Source organism: Xanthomonas sp. SI (assembly GCF_014236855.1).
In the GTDB taxonomy this organism is placed as follows: Bacteria; Pseudomonadota; Gammaproteobacteria; order Xanthomonadales; family Xanthomonadaceae; genus Xanthomonas_A.
The window spans coordinates 1,848,008-1,866,601 of sequence record NZ_CP051261.1; the positions used below are offsets into that span (position 1 = coordinate 1,848,008).

15 protein-coding genes are annotated in these 18,594 nt (G+C 69.2%); 9 read left to right on the plus strand and 6 right to left on the minus strand.

Annotated features, from left to right (window positions below; translation table 11 throughout):
• The first annotated feature begins 29 nt into the window (after positions 1–29).
• Positions 30–167 carry a hypothetical protein gene (locus HEP75_RS07510; RefSeq protein WP_185825999.1) on the plus strand — a complete coding sequence of 46 codons (138 nt, stop codon included), beginning with the start codon at positions 30–32 and terminating at the stop codon, positions 165–167.
• 104 nt (positions 168–271) lie between these two features.
• On the opposite strand, the gene HEP75_RS07515 is transcribed toward HEP75_RS07510, so the two are convergent.
• A complete protein-coding gene (locus HEP75_RS07515; RefSeq protein ID WP_185826000.1) occupies positions 272–1,573 on the minus strand; it encodes a sugar MFS transporter in 1,302 nt (433 codons plus the stop codon).
• Between the two features lie 645 nt (positions 1,574–2,218).
• On the opposite strand from HEP75_RS07515, the gene HEP75_RS07520 reads away from it, so the two are divergent.
• Positions 2,219–2,689 carry a cupin domain-containing protein gene (locus HEP75_RS07520; protein WP_185826001.1) on the plus strand — a complete coding sequence of 157 codons (471 nt, stop codon included), beginning with the start codon at positions 2,219–2,221 and terminating at the stop codon, positions 2,687–2,689.
• A gap of 132 nt (positions 2,690–2,821) precedes the next feature.
• On the opposite strand, the gene HEP75_RS07525 is transcribed toward HEP75_RS07520, so the two are convergent.
• Positions 2,822–3,424 carry a TetR/AcrR family transcriptional regulator gene (locus tag HEP75_RS07525; protein WP_185815852.1) on the minus strand — a complete coding sequence of 201 codons (603 nt, stop codon included), beginning with the start codon at positions 3,422–3,424 and terminating at the stop codon, positions 2,822–2,824.
• A 138-nt stretch (positions 3,425–3,562) separates the two neighbouring features.
• On the opposite strand from HEP75_RS07525, the gene HEP75_RS07530 reads away from it, so the two are divergent.
• Genes HEP75_RS07530 through HEP75_RS07545 form a run of 4 tightly spaced genes read left to right on the plus strand, consistent with a single transcriptional unit; the run spans position 3,563 to position 10,104 of the window.
• The gene (locus HEP75_RS07530; RefSeq protein WP_185826002.1) at positions 3,563–4,774 is read left to right on the plus strand and encodes an efflux RND transporter periplasmic adaptor subunit; all 1,212 of its coding nucleotides are present in this window, start codon (positions 3,563–3,565) and stop codon (positions 4,772–4,774) included.
• Between the two features lie 14 nt (positions 4,775–4,788).
• Entirely contained in the window at positions 4,789–7,938 is a 3,150-nt protein-coding gene (locus HEP75_RS07535; RefSeq protein WP_185826003.1) for an efflux RND transporter permease subunit, read from the plus strand.
• Position 7,939: 1 nt separating this feature from the next.
• The gene (gene adeC, locus HEP75_RS07540) at positions 7,940–9,406 is read left to right on the plus strand and encodes an AdeC/AdeK/OprM family multidrug efflux complex outer membrane factor (protein WP_185826004.1); all 1,467 of its coding nucleotides are present in this window, start codon (positions 7,940–7,942) and stop codon (positions 9,404–9,406) included.
• Between the two features lie 14 nt (positions 9,407–9,420).
• Positions 9,421–10,104, plus strand: a complete 684-nt coding sequence (locus HEP75_RS07545; protein ID WP_185826005.1) for a TetR/AcrR family transcriptional regulator — start codon at positions 9,421–9,423, stop codon at positions 10,102–10,104.
• On the opposite strand, the gene HEP75_RS07550 is transcribed toward HEP75_RS07545, so the two are convergent.
• A complete protein-coding gene (locus HEP75_RS07550) occupies positions 10,101–11,327 on the minus strand; it encodes an MFS transporter (protein ID WP_185826006.1) in 1,227 nt (408 codons plus the stop codon). The two genes, HEP75_RS07545 and HEP75_RS07550, sit on opposite strands and share 4 nt — an antisense overlap.
• The gene (locus HEP75_RS07555; protein WP_185826007.1) at positions 11,324–11,767 is read right to left on the minus strand and encodes a MarR family winged helix-turn-helix transcriptional regulator; all 444 of its coding nucleotides are present in this window, start codon (positions 11,765–11,767) and stop codon (positions 11,324–11,326) included. The genes HEP75_RS07550 and HEP75_RS07555 overlap by 4 nt, the downstream gene beginning before the upstream one ends.
• Before the next feature lie 269 nt (positions 11,768–12,036).
• Here HEP75_RS07555 and HEP75_RS07560 point away from each other — a divergent pair, with 269 nt between their 5' ends.
• Positions 12,037–13,188, plus strand: coding sequence for a crosslink repair DNA glycosylase YcaQ family protein (locus tag HEP75_RS07560; protein ID WP_185826008.1), 1,152 nt, complete (start codon positions 12,037–12,039; stop codon positions 13,186–13,188).
• 168 nt (positions 13,189–13,356) lie between these two features.
• On the opposite strand, the gene HEP75_RS07565 is transcribed toward HEP75_RS07560, so the two are convergent.
• Positions 13,357–14,178, minus strand: a complete 822-nt coding sequence (locus HEP75_RS07565) for an alpha/beta hydrolase (RefSeq protein ID WP_185816539.1) — start codon at positions 14,176–14,178, stop codon at positions 13,357–13,359.
• Positions 14,179–14,541: 363 nt separating this feature from the next.
• Here HEP75_RS07565 and HEP75_RS07570 point away from each other — a divergent pair, with 363 nt between their 5' ends.
• Together HEP75_RS07570 and HEP75_RS07575 are read left to right on the plus strand one after the other, a co-directional pair.
• The gene (locus HEP75_RS07570) at positions 14,542–15,612 is read left to right on the plus strand and encodes an XdhC/CoxI family protein (protein ID WP_185826009.1); all 1,071 of its coding nucleotides are present in this window, start codon (positions 14,542–14,544) and stop codon (positions 15,610–15,612) included.
• The gene (locus tag HEP75_RS07575; protein WP_185826010.1) at positions 15,609–16,214 is read left to right on the plus strand and encodes a nucleotidyltransferase family protein; all 606 of its coding nucleotides are present in this window, start codon (positions 15,609–15,611) and stop codon (positions 16,212–16,214) included. Before HEP75_RS07570 ends, HEP75_RS07575 begins: the two co-directional genes overlap by 4 nt.
• 180 nt (positions 16,215–16,394) lie before the next feature.
• On the opposite strand, the gene HEP75_RS07580 is transcribed toward HEP75_RS07575, so the two are convergent.
• Positions 16,395–18,590: a xanthine dehydrogenase family protein molybdopterin-binding subunit gene (locus HEP75_RS07580; protein ID WP_185826011.1), complete on the minus strand. Its 2,196-nt coding sequence runs from the start codon at positions 18,588–18,590 to the stop codon at positions 16,395–16,397.
• Positions 18,591–18,594 lie beyond the last annotated feature (4 nt).

Consider the following 18,594-nt stretch of genomic DNA (forward strand, 5'->3'; position numbering starts at 1 on the left):
CTGGTGTCGCGGGTGCCCGATTGGCTGAGATGTCGCCGCTGGATGCGGCGACGGCCGGGCTACCATCCGGCCTGCTCTCTTTCGACCGCCGCAGCGTACCCATTCCAGGGTGCCGCGACAAGCGCTTTTTGTTGCCGCAAACTATTGTTTTTGCTTGGGATATGTGAGCAATCGGCGCGCTGTCGGCGCGGTCGCTGGCTGCCCGGCGGAGCAGCCGCGGCGGTGCCACCGCGGCCGAACGGCAAATCGCTGCAGGGCCGCCTGCATGAGGCTAGACGGCGGGTGCAGGCGACGTCTTCGCGCCCCACAGTGCGTAGAACAGCACGTACAACTCGCACGCGGCGGTGAGCAGGAAGGCCTGTTGCAGGCCGACGTGGTCGGCCAGCCAGCCCTGCACCACCACCAGCGCGCCGCCGGCGATGGCCATGATCAGCAGGCCGGAGCCTTCCTCGGTGAGCGGACCCAGGCCCTTGATGCCGAGGGTGAAGATGGTCGGGAACATGATCGAGTGGAACAGGCCCACCGCGATCAGCGACCACATCGCGACGTGGCCGGTGGTGAACACGGTCAGCAGCACCACCACGAACGCGCCGATCGAGAACAGCGCCAGCACGGTTTCCGGCGCGATGCGGCGCATCAGCGCGCTGCCGGCGAAGCGCCCCACCATCATCCCGCCCCACAGCAGGAACAGGTAGTGCGAGGCCTGTTCGTGGGTGAGGTTGCCGATGTGCGGCTGCGACACGAAATTGATGAACAGGTTGGACACGCCGATCTCGGCGATCAGGTAGATGAAGATGGCCGGGATGCCGAGCACCAGGTTGCGGTGCCGCCACAGCGAATGGCTGGCGCGCTGCGCGCCGGTGGCACGCTGGGTGGCCTGGCCGAGCGCGGGCAGCTTGAAGCGGGCGATGACCACGGCCAGCAGCACCAGCACCACGGCGACGATGAGGTAGGGCAACTGCACCGATTGCGCGTCGGCCAGGCGTTCGGCCTGGGTCAGCACCGCATCGCCCTTGGCGGTACCCGAGGCCGAGCGGCCCAGGATCAGGTAACCGCCGAACAGCGGCGCCAGCGTGGTGCCGACCGAGTTGAACGCCTGCACCAGGTTGAGTCGCGCCGAGGCGGTGTCCGCGCTGCCGATCACCGCGACATAGGGATTGGCAGCGACCTGCAGCAAGGTGATGCCGCTGGCGATCACGAACAGCGAGCCGAGGGTGATGCCGTACGAGACCAGCCGCGCGGCCGCGATCATGCCCAGCGCGCCCAGCGCCATGATGCCCAGGCCGATCACCAGCGCGCGCTGGTAGCCGATGCGTTCGATCAGCTTGGCCGACGGCAGCGAGGCGAAGAAATAGGCGATGAACCAGACCGACTCGATCAACGTGGCCTGGGTGTAGCTCAGCTCGAACACGCTGCGCAGGTGCGGCAGCAGCGTGTTGTTGATGACGGTGATGAAGCCCCACATGAAGAACAGCGAGGCCAGCAGCGACAGCGCGGCGCGGTAGGACGGCGCGTTGCCGGTGAGCGGTGCGGAGTGGGAAAGCGGAGCCGCCGGCCCCATCGGTCCTGCCATCGTGGGTGTCCTCTACGCTGTTACGGGGTTTGTCGTCGGGCACGCGCGGGCGTGTGCCTGCGCTGCAACAGCGCAGCTGTCGCGCGGGTTGCGGCGTTGTTGCGCAGGGCCGCAAACGATATCGCGGCGCGAGCGCAGGGGCGAGGATAGGCGCCGCGCTTCGCGCACGACCAATGATTTAAATCGCGGCGGTTATACGGTTATTGCAATGCTGCACTGCAGCGGCGCGTCGTTCTGGCGGCTGTGTGGATGCGTCTTCTGCGACTGGTCGGCAGCGACTGGTTCGCCTGCCGCAACAGGCGCCGCGTTGCATTTCGCGGCCAACCTATGGGCTGTGGACGCGGTCGCAGGGCATGGGTGCACAGAGGCGCGCGTGGTGTCGCTGTGGTGCATGAGCGAAGAATGCGCGGACGGAGCGACGAGAACATGGCCGGCGAACCGCGGGAGTTATCTGCGACGATAGTCGTGGACGCCGAAGCAGGGCTTGCCATTCATGCGCGGCGGTCATGTGTATCGCGCGGCTTTGCTGCAACGCCGCCGGACGATTGATGAGCGGCGCTTATGGCGGCATGTACGCGTCATGGGCTAGTGCCGCCAGCGCTGCGCGCCTACAGTCGCTGCAGACGTCCATGCAAGGAGAATCTGATGAGCCTGTTCGCCACTGCCATGTCGCTGTCGATGATGGCCGCTGCGGTTCCCGACGATGACGCCAAGCCGATCAGGATCGCCCGTGCCGGCAGCACCGCGTCGGCGGTCGGTCCGGCGGCGTATTTCACCGGCACGGTGCGCATCGATGCGCCGTTCCAGGGCGAGGCGCCGGCGCGCGTCGGCGGCGCCACGGTCAGTTTCGAACCGGGCGCGCGCACGGCCTGGCACACCCATCCCTTGGGGCAGACCCTGATCGTCACCGCCGGCGTCGGCCATGTGCAGGAATGGGGCAAGCCGGCGCAGGAGATCCGCCCCGGCGACATCGTGTGGATTCCGCCGGGGGTCAAGCATTGGCACGGCGCCAGCGCGCAGGTGGCGATGACCCACATCGCCATCGCCGAAGCGGTGGACGGCTCGCCGGTGACCTGGCTGGAGCCGGTGTCGGACAGTCAGTACCGCGGGGAGTGAGCGATGCACATTGCGCGGGCGTGTGTGCGATTGCGATTGACCTGTAGGAGCGGCTTCAGCCGCGACAGGCTCTATCGGTAATGCCTGTCGCGGCTGAAGCCGCTCCTACAGAGGCGCCTGTTGGCGCTCTCGCTATGCCCCATAACCGCCGAAGAACACCTGCAGCGCGCGCCGCGTCGCGTCGCGCAGGTATTCCGGCGACGGGTTCTTCAGTGCGCCGAACAGGCACGGCATCAGCGTTTCCGCTTCCAGCAGCCCGGCCAGGTGGCGGGCGGCGGTGGTCGGGTCGGCGCGGCGCAAGCGGCCCTGGTCCATCTGTGCCTGCAGGAACGTGCCGAGGCGGTGCATGCCCTGGTCGGGCCCGCTCTGGAAGAACAGCAGGCCGATGTCCGAGCGGCCGGAGACGCCGATGATGGTCTGCCACACCTGCAACGACTGCGCCGAGCACAGGAACGCCAGGGCGTCTTCGCCCAGGCGCTGCAACGCGGTCGGCAGATCGTCCTTGGACTGTTCCAGCGTGGCCAGGATCGGATCCATGAACTGTTCCGCGACGCTGTGCGCCACCGCCACGAACAATTCCTCCTTGGACGGGAAATAGCCGTACAGGGTGCGTTTGGAGCTTCCGGCGCGGGTGGCGATCTGGGTCATCGAGGCGCCCTCGAAACCGGCCTCCAGGAACACCGCGGCCGCCGCTTCGACGATCGCCTCGCGTTTGGCTTCGGTCCTGACGCGCATCGCTGTGCCATGGGGAAGGGCGCTTAAGTATACCGAGAGGGCAGAAATGATTGACGGCGCCGAATTGCACGAATAGTATACCGAACCGTACCGTTTAGATTCTTTCAGCCTCCCTGCGTTCCCACCCGGAGATTCCCCGTGCGTCCTGTCCTTTCCTCTCGTCTATCGCTGGCCCTGGCCGTGGCGGCCACCTCGCTGCTGAGCGCGTGCGGTTCGCCCCCGGGCGGTCCGCCGCCGCAGGAGGGCACGCCGGAGATGGGCGTGGTCACCGTCGCCACGCGGCCGGTCACCCTGACCACCGAGTTGCCGGGGCGCACGCTGCCGTACCTGATCGCCGACGTGCGGCCGCAGGTGAACGGCATCATCCAGGTGCGCAAGTTCCGCGAAGGCGGCGAGGTCAAGGCCGGCGAGACGCTGTACCAGATCGATCCGTCCAGCTACCGCGCCACCTACGACAGCTACGTGGCGGCGCTGGGCAAGGCCCAGGCCACGCTGCGCACTGCGCGGCTGAAGGCCGAGCGCTACCGCGAACTGGTCAAGGTGTCGGCGATCAGCAAGCAGGACAACGACGATGCCGACGCCGCGTTGGGCCAGGCCGAGGCGGATGTCGCCGCGGCCAAGGCCAACGTGGAGAGCGCGCGCATCAACCTGGCCTATGCGCGGGTGGATGCGCCGATTTCCGGGCGCATCGGCAAGTCCAGCGTGACCGCCGGCGCGCTGGTCACCGCCAGCCAGTCGACCGCGCTGGCCACGATCCAGCAGTTGGACCCGATCTACGTCGATGTCACCCAGCCCAGCGCTTCGCTGCTGCGGCTCAGGCAGGCGCTGGCCAGCGGCGAGCTGGAAAAGGCCGACGCCACCGCGGCCAAGGTGAATCTGCTGCTGGAAGACGGCAGCGCGTATCCGCTGCAGGGACGGCTGGAATTCTCCGATGTCACCGTCGACCAGAACACCGGCTCGATCACCTTGCGCGCTGTGTTCCCGAATCCGAACGCGGACCTGCTGCCCGGCATGTACGTGCGCGCGGTGCTGCAGGAAGGGGTGAAGGACGACGGCCTGCTGGTGCCGCAGCGCGCGGTGTCGCGCAACGGCGCCGGCAAGCCGACCGCGTACGTGGTCGGTAGCGATCACAAGCTGCAGTTGCGCGTGCTGGAGACCGACCGTGCGGTCGGCGACCAATGGCTGGTGCGCAGCGGGCTCAAGCCCGGCGAGCAACTGGTGGTCGAAGGCCAGTCGCGGGCGCAGCCCGGGACGACGGTCAAGACCGTGCCGTGGCAGCCGAAGCCGGCGGCCACGGGCGCGCCTGCCGCCGCCGCACCCGCCGCGGCCACGCCGCGCGCGGCCAACTGAGGCGCTAGACCGTCATGGCACGCTTCTTCATCGATCGTCCGATCTTCGCCTGGGTGCTGGCCATCATCGTGATGCTGGCCGGCATCCTTTCCGTCGCCACCTTGCCCATCGCGCAATACCCGAGCATTGCGCCGCCCGCCGTGGCGATCACCGCCAACTATCCCGGCGCTTCGGCCAAGACCCTCGAGGACACCGTCACCCAGGTCATCGAGCAGAAGATGAAGGGCCTGGATCATCTGAGCTACATGGCCTCCACCAGCGAGTCCAGCGGCCAGGTCACCATCACCCTGACCTTCGACAACGGCACCGACCCGGACACCGCGCAGGTGCAGGTGCAGAACAAGCTGTCGCTGGCCACGCCGTTGCTGCCGCAGGAAGTGCAGCAGCAGGGCGTGACCGTGACCAAGTCGGCGACCAACTTCCTCAACGTGCTGGCCTTCACCTCCGAAGACGGCAGCATGAGCGATTCGGACCTGTCCGATTACGTGGCCGCCAACGTGCAGGAAGCGATCAGCCGCGTCGAAGGCGTCGGCGACACCACCCTGTTCGGTTCGCAGTATTCGATGCGGATCTGGCTGGACCCGAACAAGCTGAGCAACTTCAGCCTGACCCCGCTGGACGTGAAGACCGCGGTCCAGGCGCAGAACGCGCAGGTCTCGGCCGGCCAGCTCGGCGCGCTGCCGGCGGCCGCCAACCAGCAGCTCAACGCGACCATCACCGCACAGACGCGGCTGAAGACCGCCGCGGAGTTCGAGGACATCCTGCTGCGCACGCAATCCGACGGTTCGCAGGTGCGCCTGCGCGACGTGGCCCGGATCGAGCTGGGCAGCGAGAGCTACAACACCGTCGGCCGCTACAACGGCAAGCCCGCCGCCGGCCTGGCGATCAAGCTGGCCACCGGCGCCAACGCGCTGGACACGGTCAAGGCGATCGACGCCAGCATGGCCGAGCAGGAGAAGTTCTTCCCGCCGGGCATGAAGGTGCAGAAGCCGTACGACACCACGCCGTTCGTGCGCATCTCGATCGAAGAGGTGGTACGCACCCTGATCGAGGCGGTGGTGCTGGTATTCCTGGTGATGTACCTGTTCCTGCAGAACTTCCGCGCCACGCTGATCCCGACCATCGCCGTGCCGGTGGTGCTGCTGGGCACCTTCGGCGTGCTGGCCGTGTTCGGCTACACCATCAACACGCTGACCATGTTCGCGATGGTGCTGGCGATCGGCCTGCTGGTGGACGACGCGATCGTGGTGGTGGAGAACGTCGAGCGGGTGATGAACGAGGAGCAGTTGCCGCCTAAGGAAGCCACGCGCAAGTCGATGGGGCAGATCACCGGCGCGCTGGTCGGCGTGGCCCTGGTGCTGGCGGCGGTGTTCGTGCCGATGGCGTTCTTCGGCGGCTCCACCGGCGTCATCTACCGCCAGTTCTCGATCACCATCGTCGCGGCGATGACGCTGTCGGTGCTGGTGGCGATGGTGCTGACCCCGGCGCTGTGCGCGACCCTGCTCAAGCCGGCCAAGCAGCACGGCATGGCCACCACCGGCTTCTTCGGCTGGTTCAACCGCGTGTTCGACCGCGGCAACGGCCGCTATCAGGGCGCGGTGCGGCACATGCTGGGCAAGGGCTGGCGCTACATGATCGCCTACGCGGTGGTGCTGGCGCTGGTGATGGTCGGCTTCATGAAGCTGCCGGTCGGGTTTCTGCCGGACGAGGACCAGGGCACGCTGTTCGTGCTGGTGCAGCTGCCGCCCGGCGCCACCGCCGCGCGCACCGATGCGGTGATCCGCCAGGTCGAGCAGCATTTCCTGGTCGAGCAGAAGGACTCGGTCGCCGGCGTGTTCGCCGTGTCCGGTTTCAGTTTCGCCGGCAGCGGGCAGAACGTCGGCTTCGCCTTCGTCAAGCTGCGGCCGTGGGACGAGCGCACCGGCAAGGGCCAGAGCGTGACCGATGTGGCGGCCAAGGCCGGCAAGTTCTTCGCCGGCATCCGCGACGCCAGGGTGTTCGCGTTCGCGCCGCCGGCGGTGTCGGAACTGGGCAATGCCACCGGCTTCGACCTGATGCTGCAGGACCGCGCCAATCTCGGCCACGACGCACTGATGCAGGCGCGCAACCAGTTGCTGGCCGAGCTGTCGCAGGACAAGCGGCTGGTCGCGGTGCGCCCGAACGGGCAGGAGGACACGCCCGAGTTCAGGCTGGACATCGATCCGCACAAGGCCGAAACGCTGGGCCTGTCGATTTCCGATATCAACAACACCTTCTCCAGCGCCTGGGGCAGTACCTACGTCAACGACTTCATCGACAAGGGCCGGGTCAAGAAGGTGATGCTGCAGGCCGATGCGCCGTACCGCATGCTGCCGGAGGACATCGACCGCTGGTACGTGCGCAACAGCGCCGGCACCATGGTCGCGTTCAATTCCTTCGCCAAGGCCAGCTGGAGCATGGGTTCGCCGCGGCTGGAGCGCTACAACAGCGTGCCGTCGGTGGAGATCCTGGGCATGGCGTTGCCGGGCGCGGCGTCCAGCGGCGAGGCGCTGGCCATCGTCGAGGCCGCGGCGGCCAAACTGCCGCCGGGCATCGGCTTCGAGTGGACCGGGCTGTCGCGGCAGGAGAAGGCGTCCAGCGGCCAGACCGGCATGCTGTACGGGCTGTCGATCCTGATCGTGTTCCTGTGCCTTGCCGCGCTGTACGAAAGCTGGGCGATTCCGTTCGCGGTGATCCTGGTGGTGCCGCTGGGCGTGTTCGGCGCGCTGCTCGGCGCGGTGCTGACATGGAAAATGAACGACGTGTACTTCCAGGTCGGGCTGCTGACCACGATCGGCCTGGCCTGCAAGAACGCGATCCTGATCGTGGAGTTCGCCCGCGAACTGCACGAGGGCGGCAAGAGCCTGCTGGAGGCGGCGCTGGAAGCGGCGCGCATGCGCCTGCGGCCGATCCTGATGACCTCGATGGCGTTCATCCTCGGCGTGGTGCCGATGGTGCTGGGCAGCGGCGCCGGTGCCGGCGCGCAGCATGCGCTGGGCACCGCGGTGATCGGCGGCATGTTGTCGGGCACGGTGCTGGCGATCTTCTTCGTGCCGCTGTTCTTCGTGCTGGTGTGCGGCCTGTTCAAGCGCCGCGCCGGCAACCCCGACGACCCGTCCGCCGCGCGCGTCGCGGAAGGAGCCTGACATGTCCCGTTCGATCCTGACCCCGCTGGCGCTGGCGGTGTCCACCTTGCTTGCCGGCTGCAGCCTGATGCCGGCCTACGAACGCCCGGCGGCGCCGGTGCCGGCGCAGTTCGACGGCGCCGCCGCCGACAGCGGCGCGCAGACCGTCGCCGTTCCCGTCGCCGACATCGGCTGGCGCGCGGTGTTCACCGATCCCAAGCTGCAGCAGGTGATCGAGCTGGCGCTGGACAACAACCGCGACCTGCGCGTGGCCGCGCTCAACATCGACCAGGCCTGGGCGCAGTACCGGGTGCAGCGCGCCGACCTGGCGCCGGGCGTGGACCTGGGCGGCAGCGGCAACGGCTCGCGCACCCCGGGCGACCTGTCCGGCACCGGGCAACCGCTGGTGGCGCACAGCTACAGCGCCACGCTCGGCATCAGCGCCTACGAGCTGGATCTGTTCGGCCGCGTGCGCAGCCTCAAGGAACAGGCGCTGCAGCAGTTCCTGTCCACCACCGAGGCGCAGCGCAGCACCCACATCAGCCTGATCGCGCAGGTCGCCACGGCCTATCTGACCCTGGCCGCCGACCAGGATCTGCTGCGCCTGGCGCAGGACACGCTGAGCAGCCAGGGCGAGAGCTACCGGCTGCAGCAACGCAGTTTCGAACTCGGCGCGGCCTCGGCGCTGACCCTGCGGCAGGCGCAGACCACGGTGGAAAGCGCGCGGGTGGACGTGGAGCGCTACACCGCGCAGGTGGCGCAAGATCGCAATGCGCTACGCCTGCTGGCGGGCACGGAAGTGCCGAGCGAGCTGCTGCCGACCGCGCTGCCGGACAGCGCTAGCGCCGACGCCAACGTGTTGGCCAGCATTCCGGCGGGGCTGCCGTCGGAGCTGCTGCAGCGCCGTCCGGACATCCTGCAGGCCGAGCGCACCCTGCAGGCCGCCAACGCCAACATCGGTGCGGCGCGTGCCGCGTTCTATCCGAGCATCAGCCTGACCGCCTCGGCCGGCAGCGCCAGCGCCGGCCTGTCCGGCCTGTTCAAGGGCGGCTCGGGCAGCTGGAGCTTCGCGCCCAGCCTCTCGTTGCCGATCTTCGACGGCGGCCGCAACCGCGCCAATCTCGATGTCGCCAAGGTGCAGCGCGACATCGACGTGGCCAACTACGAGAAGGCGATCCAGACCGCGTTCCGCGAGGTCTCCGATGCGCTGGCCGAGCGCAGCACGCTGGGCCGCCAGCTGCAGGCGCAACAGGCGCTGGTGGATGCGTCCGCCGACAGCTACCGGCTGTCGCAGGCGCGCTTCGAGCGCGGCGTGGACAGCTATCTCGGCGCACTGGATGCGCAGCGCACGCTGTACGCCGCCGAGCAGACCCTGATCGACACGCGGCTGTCGCGCTTCACCAACCTGGTGACCTTCTACAAGGCGCTGGGCGGCGGCTGGGTGGAGATGGCCGCGTCCACGGACGCGACGGCCTCGACGGGGCGCTAGCGGTGCCGCGCCAGGTGTCCGCGCCGGCACGGGCGCGGCGGCGTGGCGAGCGGAGCGCGACGCGCGAAAAGCACGCCGCGATCCTCGACGCGGCGCGGCGGCTGTTCTCCCGCAACGGCTTCGACCACACCAACATGGATGCCATCGCCGCCTGCGCGGACGTGTCCAAGGCCACCGTCTATGCGCATTTCGCCAGCAAGGATGCGCTGTTCCAGGCCACGGTGGACGCGATGGCGAGCGAGATGCCGGATCGCTGGGATGCGCTGCTCGCCATCGGCGGGCCGCTGCCGCTGCGGCTGACGGCGGTGGCGCACGACCTGATGGCGATGACCGCCGCGCCGATGCTGCAGGCCATCCAGCGCATGCTCGCGCTGTCCACGCAGGTGTCGCTGCAGCGCGCCGAGACGTACTGGGACCTGTGTTTCGCGCGCTACGATCGCGCCATGCAGCGGTTGCTGCGCGCCGAGATCCGGCAGGGCACGCTGGCGATCGCCGACGTGGCGCAGGCGTCCGCGCAGTTCTTCGCGTTGATCGCCAGCGCGTCGGCGTTGCGCGGCTTGCTGACCGGCGAGCCGGGCGCGCCGCAGCGGCCGGGCGCACGTTGCGTGGAAAGCGCGGTGGCGTTGTTCGTGCGCGGCTACCGCGCGGAGGCGAATCCTGCGCCGGCAATGCGCCGGCGCGTCGCCGCCAGGCCCTAGGCGGGCTGTGCGGCCGCCAGCGGACGCTGTTCGCGGATCGGCAGATTGACCAGCGCCGCGGCCGCGGCCAGTGCCATGTCGGCGTACCACATCCACTGGTAGTTGCCGAAACGCTCCAGCGCCACGCCGCCGAGCCAGGCGCCGAAGAAACCGCCGATCTGGTGCGACAGCAGGGTCAGGCCGAACAGCGTGCCCAGGTAGCGCGGCCCGAACAGTTTGCCGATCAGGCCGGCGGTCGGCGGGACCGTCGCCAGCCAGGTGAAACCGAGCGCGGCGGCGAACAGGTAGAAGGTCAGCGGCGTCGGCGGCGCGACCAGGTACAGCGCGATCAGTACCGCGCGGCTGGCGTACATCGCCAGCAGCAGCCACTTCATGCGCACGCGTTCGCCGAGCTTGCCGGCAATCAGGCTGCCGGCGACGTTGAACAGGCCGATCAGCGCGATGGCGATGGCCGACACGCTGGGCGCCAGCCCGCACAACGCGATTTCCCCGGGCAGGTGGGTCACCAGGAACGCGATGTGCACGCCGCAGGTGAAGAAGCCCAGGTGCAGGCACCAATAGCTGCGATCGCGCAGGGCGATGCGCAATTGCGCGCGCAGGCCGCCGTCCGGCGCGGCCGCCGTCGCCACCTGCGTCTGGCCCTTGCGGCGCAGCGGCCAGGCCAGTGGCAGGGTCAGCAGCGACAACGCGGCCATGCCGGTCATCGCCATCGCCCAACCTGCGGCGCCGATCATCCATTGCACCAGCGGCGCGAACAGGAACTGGCCGAGCGAGCCGCCGGCGTTGATCAGCCCGGCGGCGAACGAGCGCCGTTCCGGCGCGATGCGATGCGCGGTGGCGCCGATCAGCACCGAGAAGCTGCCGGCACCGGCGCCGGCCGCGGCGAGCAGGCCCAGGCTGACGATCAGGCCCCATTCGCTCGGCAACCAGGGCGCCAGGCCCAGGCCCAGCGCCAGCAACACCCCGCCCAGCCACAGCACCGGCAGCGGGCCGCGCTGGTCGGCGATGGCGCCGAAGACAGGCTGCACCGCGCCCCACACGAACTGGCCGACCGCCAGCGCGAAGCTGATCGCGGCGATGCCGACGCCGCTGCTGCGGTGGATCGGCTCGACGAACAGGCCGGTGGTCTGGCGCGCGCCCATGGTCAGCATCAGCGTCGCCGAGGCGATGATCAGCAGGCCCCAGTGACGGCTGGCCTGCGCGTGCGGCGCCGCGGCGCTCATGCGGCGGCGTCCTCACGCTCGGCGCACAGCGCGCGTTCCAGCTGCCGCAGTTGGCGGTGCAGGGCGTCGATGGCCGCATCGCCGGCCAGCGCGTCGATCCGTGCCTGCGCGCGTTCCCAGTGCGGCAGCGCGCGCTTGAGCAGGCGCCGGCCGGCGGCGCTGACCACCACCAGCTTCTGCCGCGCATCGTCGCCGCGGCGTTGCTCGATCCAGCCGGCCGCCTGCATCGGCTTGAGATTGCGCGACAGCGTGCTGCGGTCCATGCCCAGGCGCTCGGCCAGCGCGCCGAGCTGCTGCGCGGTGCCGGCGCGGCGCAGGATCGAATACTCGTTCAGGCTCAGCCCCACCGCGCTCAGCTCGCGGTCGTAGACCTGCGAGGTACGCCGCGCGGCGCGGCGCAGCAGGAAACAGGTGCAGCGGCAGGGTGCGGTGTCTTCCATGTTTCGCAAAGTACGTGCATATGCATGCAATTGGCAAGCGCCCGGATGAGCGGGGAGGACGACGTGTCGCCGCCGTCTGCGGGCGACGTGGGCGGGGCATGCCCTGGTCGGTCGACGGCATGCGGACGGATGGTGCGGCTCGCGTGCAGCTGCGGCAGCGCCACGCTTCGTCCAGGCGCAGCGAACGCACGCAGACGCTTGCGCGCGCTCGCGGATCGCCGGCATTGCTATGCTCTGCGGCGCCTTGCGCTTGCCGGAGTGCCATCCCGATGCCGAACACACGCACCGCCTCTGTGCCGATCGCCGCCGCGCGGGCGCGTGCGCTGTGGCTGGATGCGCAGCGGCTGACCACCCCGGCGCCGTTCGGCGCGGGCGCCGAGGCGGTGCGGCAGGCCACGGCGCACCTGGGCTACGTGCAGATCGACACCATCCACGTGATCGAACGCAGCCACCACCACGTGCTGTACAGCCGCATTCCCGCCTATCGCAAGCAGGATCTGGAACAGGCGCAGGCGCAGGACAAGTCGGTGTTCGAATACTGGACGCATGCGCTGGCCTATGTGCCGATCGCCGACTACCGCATGTACGTGGCGCAGATGGCGCGCTACCGTGCCCAGGCGGACGCGGCCGGCAAGATCGATCCGGCCGACTACGCCAGGTTGCTGCGGCGCATCCGCAACGACGGGCCGTTGTCGATCCGCGATATCGACGACGACGTGCTGGTCGAGAAGACCCATCCGTGGGGCAGCCGCAAGCCGTCGCGGGCGGCGTTGCGCTACGGCTTCTTCAGCGGCGACCTGGTGGTCAGCCAGCGCAGCGGCATGCTCAAGACCTACGAGCTGGCCGCGCGCCATTTCGGCTGGAGCCGGCGCCCGCGCCCGGCCAGCGACGTGCAGTACGCGCGCTATCTGCTGGAGCGCGCGCTGCGCGCGCAGGGCCTGGTCGGCGTGGATTCGACCTGCTACGGCGATGCCGGCGCCAAGCCCGCGGTGCGCGCGCTGCTCGCCGCGGCGGTCGCCGCCAAACGCCTGGTCCCGGTGCATCTGCAGGGCCAGGAGCAGGCCGCGCTGTGGGCTGCGCCGGCGCTGCTGGAGCATGCGCCGCCGCTGCCGGACGATTCCCTCGCGCAGCTGCTGTCGCCGTTCGATCCGTTGCTGATCCAGCGCAAGCGGCTGCAGCAGTTCTTCGGCTACGAACATCGCTTCGAGGCCTACGTGCCGGCGCCGCAGCGGGTGCTCGGCTACTTCGCGCTGCCGGTGTTGGTCGGCGACCGCATCGTCGCGGCGCTGGATCTGAAGATGGATCGCCAGGCGGGCAGGCTACTGATCCAGAAATGGACCTGGCTGGTGCCGCAGCGGCCGGCGCTGAAGGCGGCGATCGATACGGCGCTGCAGCGCTTCGAGCGGTTTCATCTGCAATAGCGCAGGCGCTGCGCGCCCTGCCGCGCACGTCGTGGTTCGTGGTGCAGATCATGGAGCCGTGCATCGCGCTGGACTTGCCGCGCTTGCTGCGTGCAGCGCGCAGCGGAACACCATGCTGGCCGCCGTGCAACTGCCGGCGCACACGCGTTGCGTGCGCCGGCGAGCGGATCAAGCCTTGAAGAAGGCCAGCAGATCCTGGTTGATCTCGTCCGGGTGGGTGGTGCACATGCCGTGCGGGTAGCCCTTGTAGACCTTCAGCGTGGCGTGCTTGACCAGCTTGGCCGACAGCAGCGCCGAGTCGGCGATCGGCACGATCTGGTCGTCGTCGCCGTGCAGGATCAGCACCGGCACGTCGATCTGCTTCAGGTCCTCGGTGAAGTCGGTTTCCGAGAACGCCTTGATGCAGTCGTAGTGGGCCTTGGCGCCGCCCATCATGCCCTGCCGCCACCAGTTGTCCATGGCGCCCTGCGAGATCTTGGCGCCGTCGCGGTTGTAGCCGTAGAACGGCACCGGCACCTCCTTGTAGAACTGCGCGCGGTTGGCCGCGAGCTGGGTGCGGAAGCCGTCGAACACGTCCATCGGCAGGCCGCCCGGGTTGTTCGCGGTCTTGAGCATGATCGGCGGCACCGCGCCGATCAGCACCGCCTTGGCCACGCGGCCGGCGCCGTGCTTGGCGACATAGCGCGCCACTTCGCCGCCGCCGGTGGAATGGCCGACGTGGATCGCGTTCTTCAGGTCCAGATGCTTGGCCAGCGCGGCCACGTCGGCGGCGTAGGTGTCCATGTCGTTGCCGTTCGCGGTCTGCGTGGAACGGCCATGGCCGCGACGGTCGTGGGCGATGACGCGGTAGCCCTGGGCGACGAAGAACAGCATCTGCGCGTCCCAGTCGTCGGCGCTGAGCGGCCAGCCGTGATGGAACACGATGGGCTGGCCGGTGCCCCAGTCCTTGTAGAAGATGTCGGTTCCGTCTTGCGTGGTGATGCTGGGCATAGTGGTGTCCTGATGGGCGTGCGGGCTGGCCGCAGGCGTGGGGGAAAGGCCGGTTCGGCCCGGTGCGGCGATGCCTGCCAGGGGCAGGGCGGTCAATGCGGCGGCGCCGAGCAGCAGGCGCCGCCTGACAGGATCGGCGATGCCGGTGTGCGTCGTGTGAGCGTCCATTGCAGTTCCCGCGTCGAAAGCAGCGATGCAGATGATGCGCGGCGCCGCGTAATGCCGATTGCATAATCCTGCTGGTTTGCCGCGCCACGCCGCGAGCATGCGCGGTGGCGCCATCGCGCTTTCGTCGCCGCCAAGTCACCTCGTCACCACAGGCCGCTGCTTAGGCTGTGGGTTCCCCCCAGCCTGCGCCGCCGCATGTCCGCTGCCAGACACTGTTTCCACGATGCCATCGCCGCCTGCCGTGCGCGCGCGCCTGCGGTGCTGGCGGTGGTGATGGCCACCGAAGGCTCCACCTACGCGCATGCCGGTGCGGTGGCGCTGTTCGGCGCCGACGGCGCGCAGCAGGGCTGGCTCAGCGGCGGTTGCCTGGAGCCGGAGATCGCGCGTTGCGCGGCGGCCGCGGCAGTGGCGGGCGAACTGGCCTGGATGGATATCGACACGCGCGACGACGAGGACCTGCTGTCCGGTTCGGCGGTGGGTTGCCGTGGCCGCCTGCATCTGGCCTTGCTGCCGTTGCGCGCCTTGCCCGGGTTCGACCGCCTGGCGCAGGCGTGGCTGCAGCGGCGCGGTGCGTTGCGCCTGGCGCTGGATGCCGACGGCGGCATCGTCGCGGCGGTGGCCGGCGAAACCTTGCAGTGGCGTTTGCGGTGCCAGGCGTGGGCTGGCGCGGCGGCTTGCGGCGGCGAGGTGCAGGTGCCGCCGCCGCCGCGGGTCAGCGTGTTCGGCGCCGGCCCGGAAACCGCGGTGCTGCTGCCGCTGCTGCGGCAACTGGGCTGGATGACCACGCTGGTGGAACAGCGTCCGCGCTGGGCGGCGCAGGCGATGCTGGCCGACCAGGCCTTGGCGTGCACGCCGACCCGTGCGCTGGACGCTTGCGCCGACAGCGACGCGGCCTTGGTGATGCACCATCATTTCGAACTGGACCGCGAGGCGCTGGAGGCGCTGGCGGCGAGCACGATCCCGTTCCTGGGGCTGCTGGGACCGGCGCGCCGGCGCGAGGACCTGTTCCGGCTGTTGCGCCCGCAGCAGCACGCGCAACTGTTGCCGCGGCTGCATTCCCCGATCGGGCTGCGCCTCGGCGGCAGCGGCGCGGAGGCGATCGCGCTGAGCATCGCCGCGCAATTGCAAGGCATCCGCGACGTGCAGCAGGTCAGCACCATTCACGAACCGAATCGTTGCAGCGTGACCCGCCTGCACGGCGGCGATGTCGCATCGGCCGCGCTTGCGCCGTTGCGCGCCGACAGCGTGCGGGGTGCGGCGCGATGAGCGACGCGCATGCCGCGCTGATTCTCGCCGCCGGCGCCAGCCGCCGCCTCGGCCACGCCAAGCAGGCGCTGACACGCAACGGCGAGCCCTTGCTGCGGCGCGCGGCGCGGCTGGCGCTGGCCTCGTCGCCGGCCCGCTGCGTGGTGGTGCTGGGCGCACAGGCCGAGGCGCTGCGCCAGGCGCTGGACGACCTGCCGGTGGAGATCGTGGTCAATCGCGATTGGTCGACCGGCATGGGCGGCAGCCTGGCTTGTCTACGCGAGGCATTGCACGGGGATGCGTCGATCACCCACAGCCTGGTGCTGGGCTGCGATCAGCCGGCGCTGGAGGCGGCGCACTTGCAGGATCTGCTGGCCGCGTCGCGGCGCGCCGCCTCCGGTTGCGCGGTCAGCGCCTACGCCGGCGTGCGCGGCATGCCGGCGGTGGTGGCGCAGGCGTGCTGGCACGCACTGCCGTTGGGCGGCGACCAGGGACTACGCGGGTTGTTCGAGGCGATGGCACCGGACAGCCTCGGCTGCATCGTCGCCCCGGCACTGGCGCTGGACCTGGACACGCCGCAGGACGTGCAGGCCGCGGTGGAACGCGGCTGGTTGGATCCGTAGCGTGGCAGGGCAACCTGCCCCGCCCCTGTAGGAGTGGCTTCAGCCGCGACCCGTTGCCAGATACGTCATGGTTGCCTGATACGTCATGTCGCGGCTGAAGCCGCTCCTACAACAAGGCATGGGAGGGCAATGGCATAAGAGGACGTCGCGAGACCAACCGCGCGACGCCTCGATGGCTGCTCAGCCGATCAACTTGTCCGGCGTGATCGGCAGTTCGCGGATGCGCTTGCCGGTGGCATGGAACACGGCGTTGGCGATCGCGGCGGGAATGCCGACCATGCCCAGTTCGCCCATGCCCTTGACTCCGAGCGGGTTGACGATGGTGTCGTTCTCCTCGACGAACATGGTCTCGATCAGGTGCACGTCGGCATTGACCGGCACGTGGTAGTCGGCCAGCGAGGCGTTGAGCATGCGCCCGTAGCGATGGTCGACCTCGGTGCCTTCGCTGAGCGCCATGCCGATGCCCATCACCACGCCGCCGATCTCCTGGCTGTGCGAGGTCAGCGGATTCATGATCTTGCCGCAGGCGGTGGCCTCGATGACCCGGGTCACCTGCACCATGCCGGTGTCCGGATCGACCTTGACCTCGATGAACTGCGCACCGTGCGCGGCGGTGGCGTACTTCTTGCGCTCGGCCGAGGGCTTGGACTCGTGCACCACTTCCAGTTCCTGCAAACCGTGCTGGCGCATCAGCTTGGCCACCTCCAGACTAGCCTCGGGCTTGCCGGTCGGGCGCAGCTTGCCGTCGGCCAATTCCACCGCATCCACGTCCAGCCCGCTGAACGCGGCTTGCCCGTCCTGCCTGGCCAGTTCCAGCAGCTTGCCGCGGATCTCGCGCGCGGCGCCGTGGATCGCGCTGCCGACACTGGCGGTGGTCCACGAGCCGCCTTGCGACGGCGCCTTCGGCAGGCGCGTGTCGCCGAGTTCGAACTGCACGCGCTTGGCGTCCAGGCCCAGGTATTCGGCGGCGATCAGGGTCATCACCGTGTAGGTGCCGGGGCCGATGTCGGCGGTGGCGCTGCCGACCTGGGCGCTGCCGTCGGCCTTCAACACCACCCGTGCCAGCGCCGGCATCTGCATCGCCGCCCAGGTGCCGGTGGCCATGCCCCAGCCGACCAGCAGTCGGCCGTCGCGCATCGAGCGCGGCTCGGGCGTGCGCTTGCTCCAGCCGAAGGTCTCGGCAGCGAGCGAATAGCATTCGCGCAAGGCCTTGCTCGAGAACGGCTTGCCGCTCTCCGGGTCGGTTTCGGCGTAGTTGGCCAGGCGCAATTGCAATGGATCCATCTTCAGCGCGTAGGCCAGTTCGTCCATCGCGCACTCGATGCCGAACATCTGGCTGATGGTGCCGGGTGCGCGCATCGCCTGCGGCGTCGGCAGGTCGGTCTCCACCACCTCGAAGCGGTCCTCGACGTTGGGGCAGGCGTACAGCGAGCGCGCGTTGCGGAAGAAGGCCTCGTTGAACGCCTCGATGCGCGAGGTGTTGAGCACGTGCCGGTAGCGGATCGCCTGCAGCTTGCCGGCGGCGTCGGCGCCCAGCCCCAGTTCCACCCGGTAGTAGGGCCGGTAGCCGTGGCCGCTGAACATCTGTCGCCGCGTGTAGACGATCTTGACCGGGCGGCCGACCGCCTTGGACACCGCGCCGAGCAGGAAGGTGTAGTAGTTCGGGCGCAGGCACGAGCCGAACGCGCCGCCGACGAACAGCGATACCACGTTGACCCGCTCGATCGGAATGCCGAAGTAGCCGGCCAACTGCTCGCGGTCCTGGTGCACGTTCTGGCTCTTGTTGACCACGGTCAGCGTGTCGCCGATCCAGTAGCCGATGCCGCCATGCGGTTCCATCGGATTGTGGTGCTCGATCGGCATCGTGTACGCGGCTTCCACCTTGACCTTTGCCGCGGCGAACGCGGCGGCCGGGTTGCCGCGCGGCTTCGGCGACTCCTCCGGGGTGGGATCGTGCGCCTGGCCGAGCAGCGCGTCGAAATCGGTGTGCGCGGTTTCGGCGGCGTAGTCCACCTGGATCAGCCGCGAAGCATGCCGCGCCTGCTCGAAGGTGCTGGCGACCACCACCGCGATCGGCTGCGCGCTGAAATGGATGCGGTCGTCGACCAGCGCGCGGAACGACAGGTCTTCGCCTTTCTTCTTGACGGCGTCGGACACCGGCTTGACCGAATTCAGATGGGTCAGCACCTTGATCACCCCCGGCGCGGCCTCGGCGGCGCGCGTGTCGATGCGCACGATGCGGCCCTTGGCGATGGTGCTGGTGAGGATGTAGCCGTGGGCCAGGTGCGGGATCTGGAATTCCGCCGCATAGCGGGCCTTGCCGGTGACCTTGGCGTAGCCGTCGACGCGGCGCATTTCCTTGCCGATGTAGTTCATTGCG

Excerpts from the sequence above, each read along its gene's own strand:
- HEP75_RS07560 (WP_185826008.1), top strand. The coding sequence starts at position 12,037 with ATGCCGAACACACGCACCGCCTCTGTGCCGATCGCCGCCGCGCGGGCG.
- HEP75_RS07555 (WP_185826007.1), bottom strand. The coding sequence starts at position 11,767 with ATGGAAGACACCGCACCCTGCCGCTGCACCTGTTTCCTGCTGCGCCGC.
- HEP75_RS07535 (WP_185826003.1), top strand. The coding sequence starts at position 4,789 with ATGGCACGCTTCTTCATCGATCGTCCGATCTTCGCCTGGGTGCTGGCC.
- HEP75_RS07510 (WP_185825999.1), top strand. The coding sequence starts at position 30 with ATGTCGCCGCTGGATGCGGCGACGGCCGGGCTACCATCCGGCCTGCTC.
- HEP75_RS07550 (WP_185826006.1), bottom strand. The coding sequence starts at position 11,327 with ATGAGCGCCGCGGCGCCGCACGCGCAGGCCAGCCGTCACTGGGGCCTG.
- HEP75_RS07580 (WP_185826011.1), bottom strand. The coding sequence starts at position 18,590 with ATGAACTACATCGGCAAGGAAATGCGCCGCGTCGACGGCTACGCCAAG.
- HEP75_RS07570 (WP_185826009.1), top strand. The coding sequence starts at position 14,542 with ATGTCCGCTGCCAGACACTGTTTCCACGATGCCATCGCCGCCTGCCGT.
- HEP75_RS07565 (WP_185816539.1), bottom strand. The coding sequence starts at position 14,178 with ATGCCCAGCATCACCACGCAAGACGGAACCGACATCTTCTACAAGGAC.
- HEP75_RS07515 (WP_185826000.1), bottom strand. The coding sequence starts at position 1,573 with ATGGCAGGACCGATGGGGCCGGCGGCTCCGCTTTCCCACTCCGCACCG.
- adeC (WP_185826004.1), top strand. The coding sequence starts at position 7,940 with ATGTCCCGTTCGATCCTGACCCCGCTGGCGCTGGCGGTGTCCACCTTG.
- HEP75_RS07525 (WP_185815852.1), bottom strand. The coding sequence starts at position 3,424 with ATGCGCGTCAGGACCGAAGCCAAACGCGAGGCGATCGTCGAAGCGGCG.
- HEP75_RS07575 (WP_185826010.1), top strand. The coding sequence starts at position 15,609 with ATGAGCGACGCGCATGCCGCGCTGATTCTCGCCGCCGGCGCCAGCCGC.
- HEP75_RS07520 (WP_185826001.1), top strand. The coding sequence starts at position 2,219 with ATGAGCCTGTTCGCCACTGCCATGTCGCTGTCGATGATGGCCGCTGCG.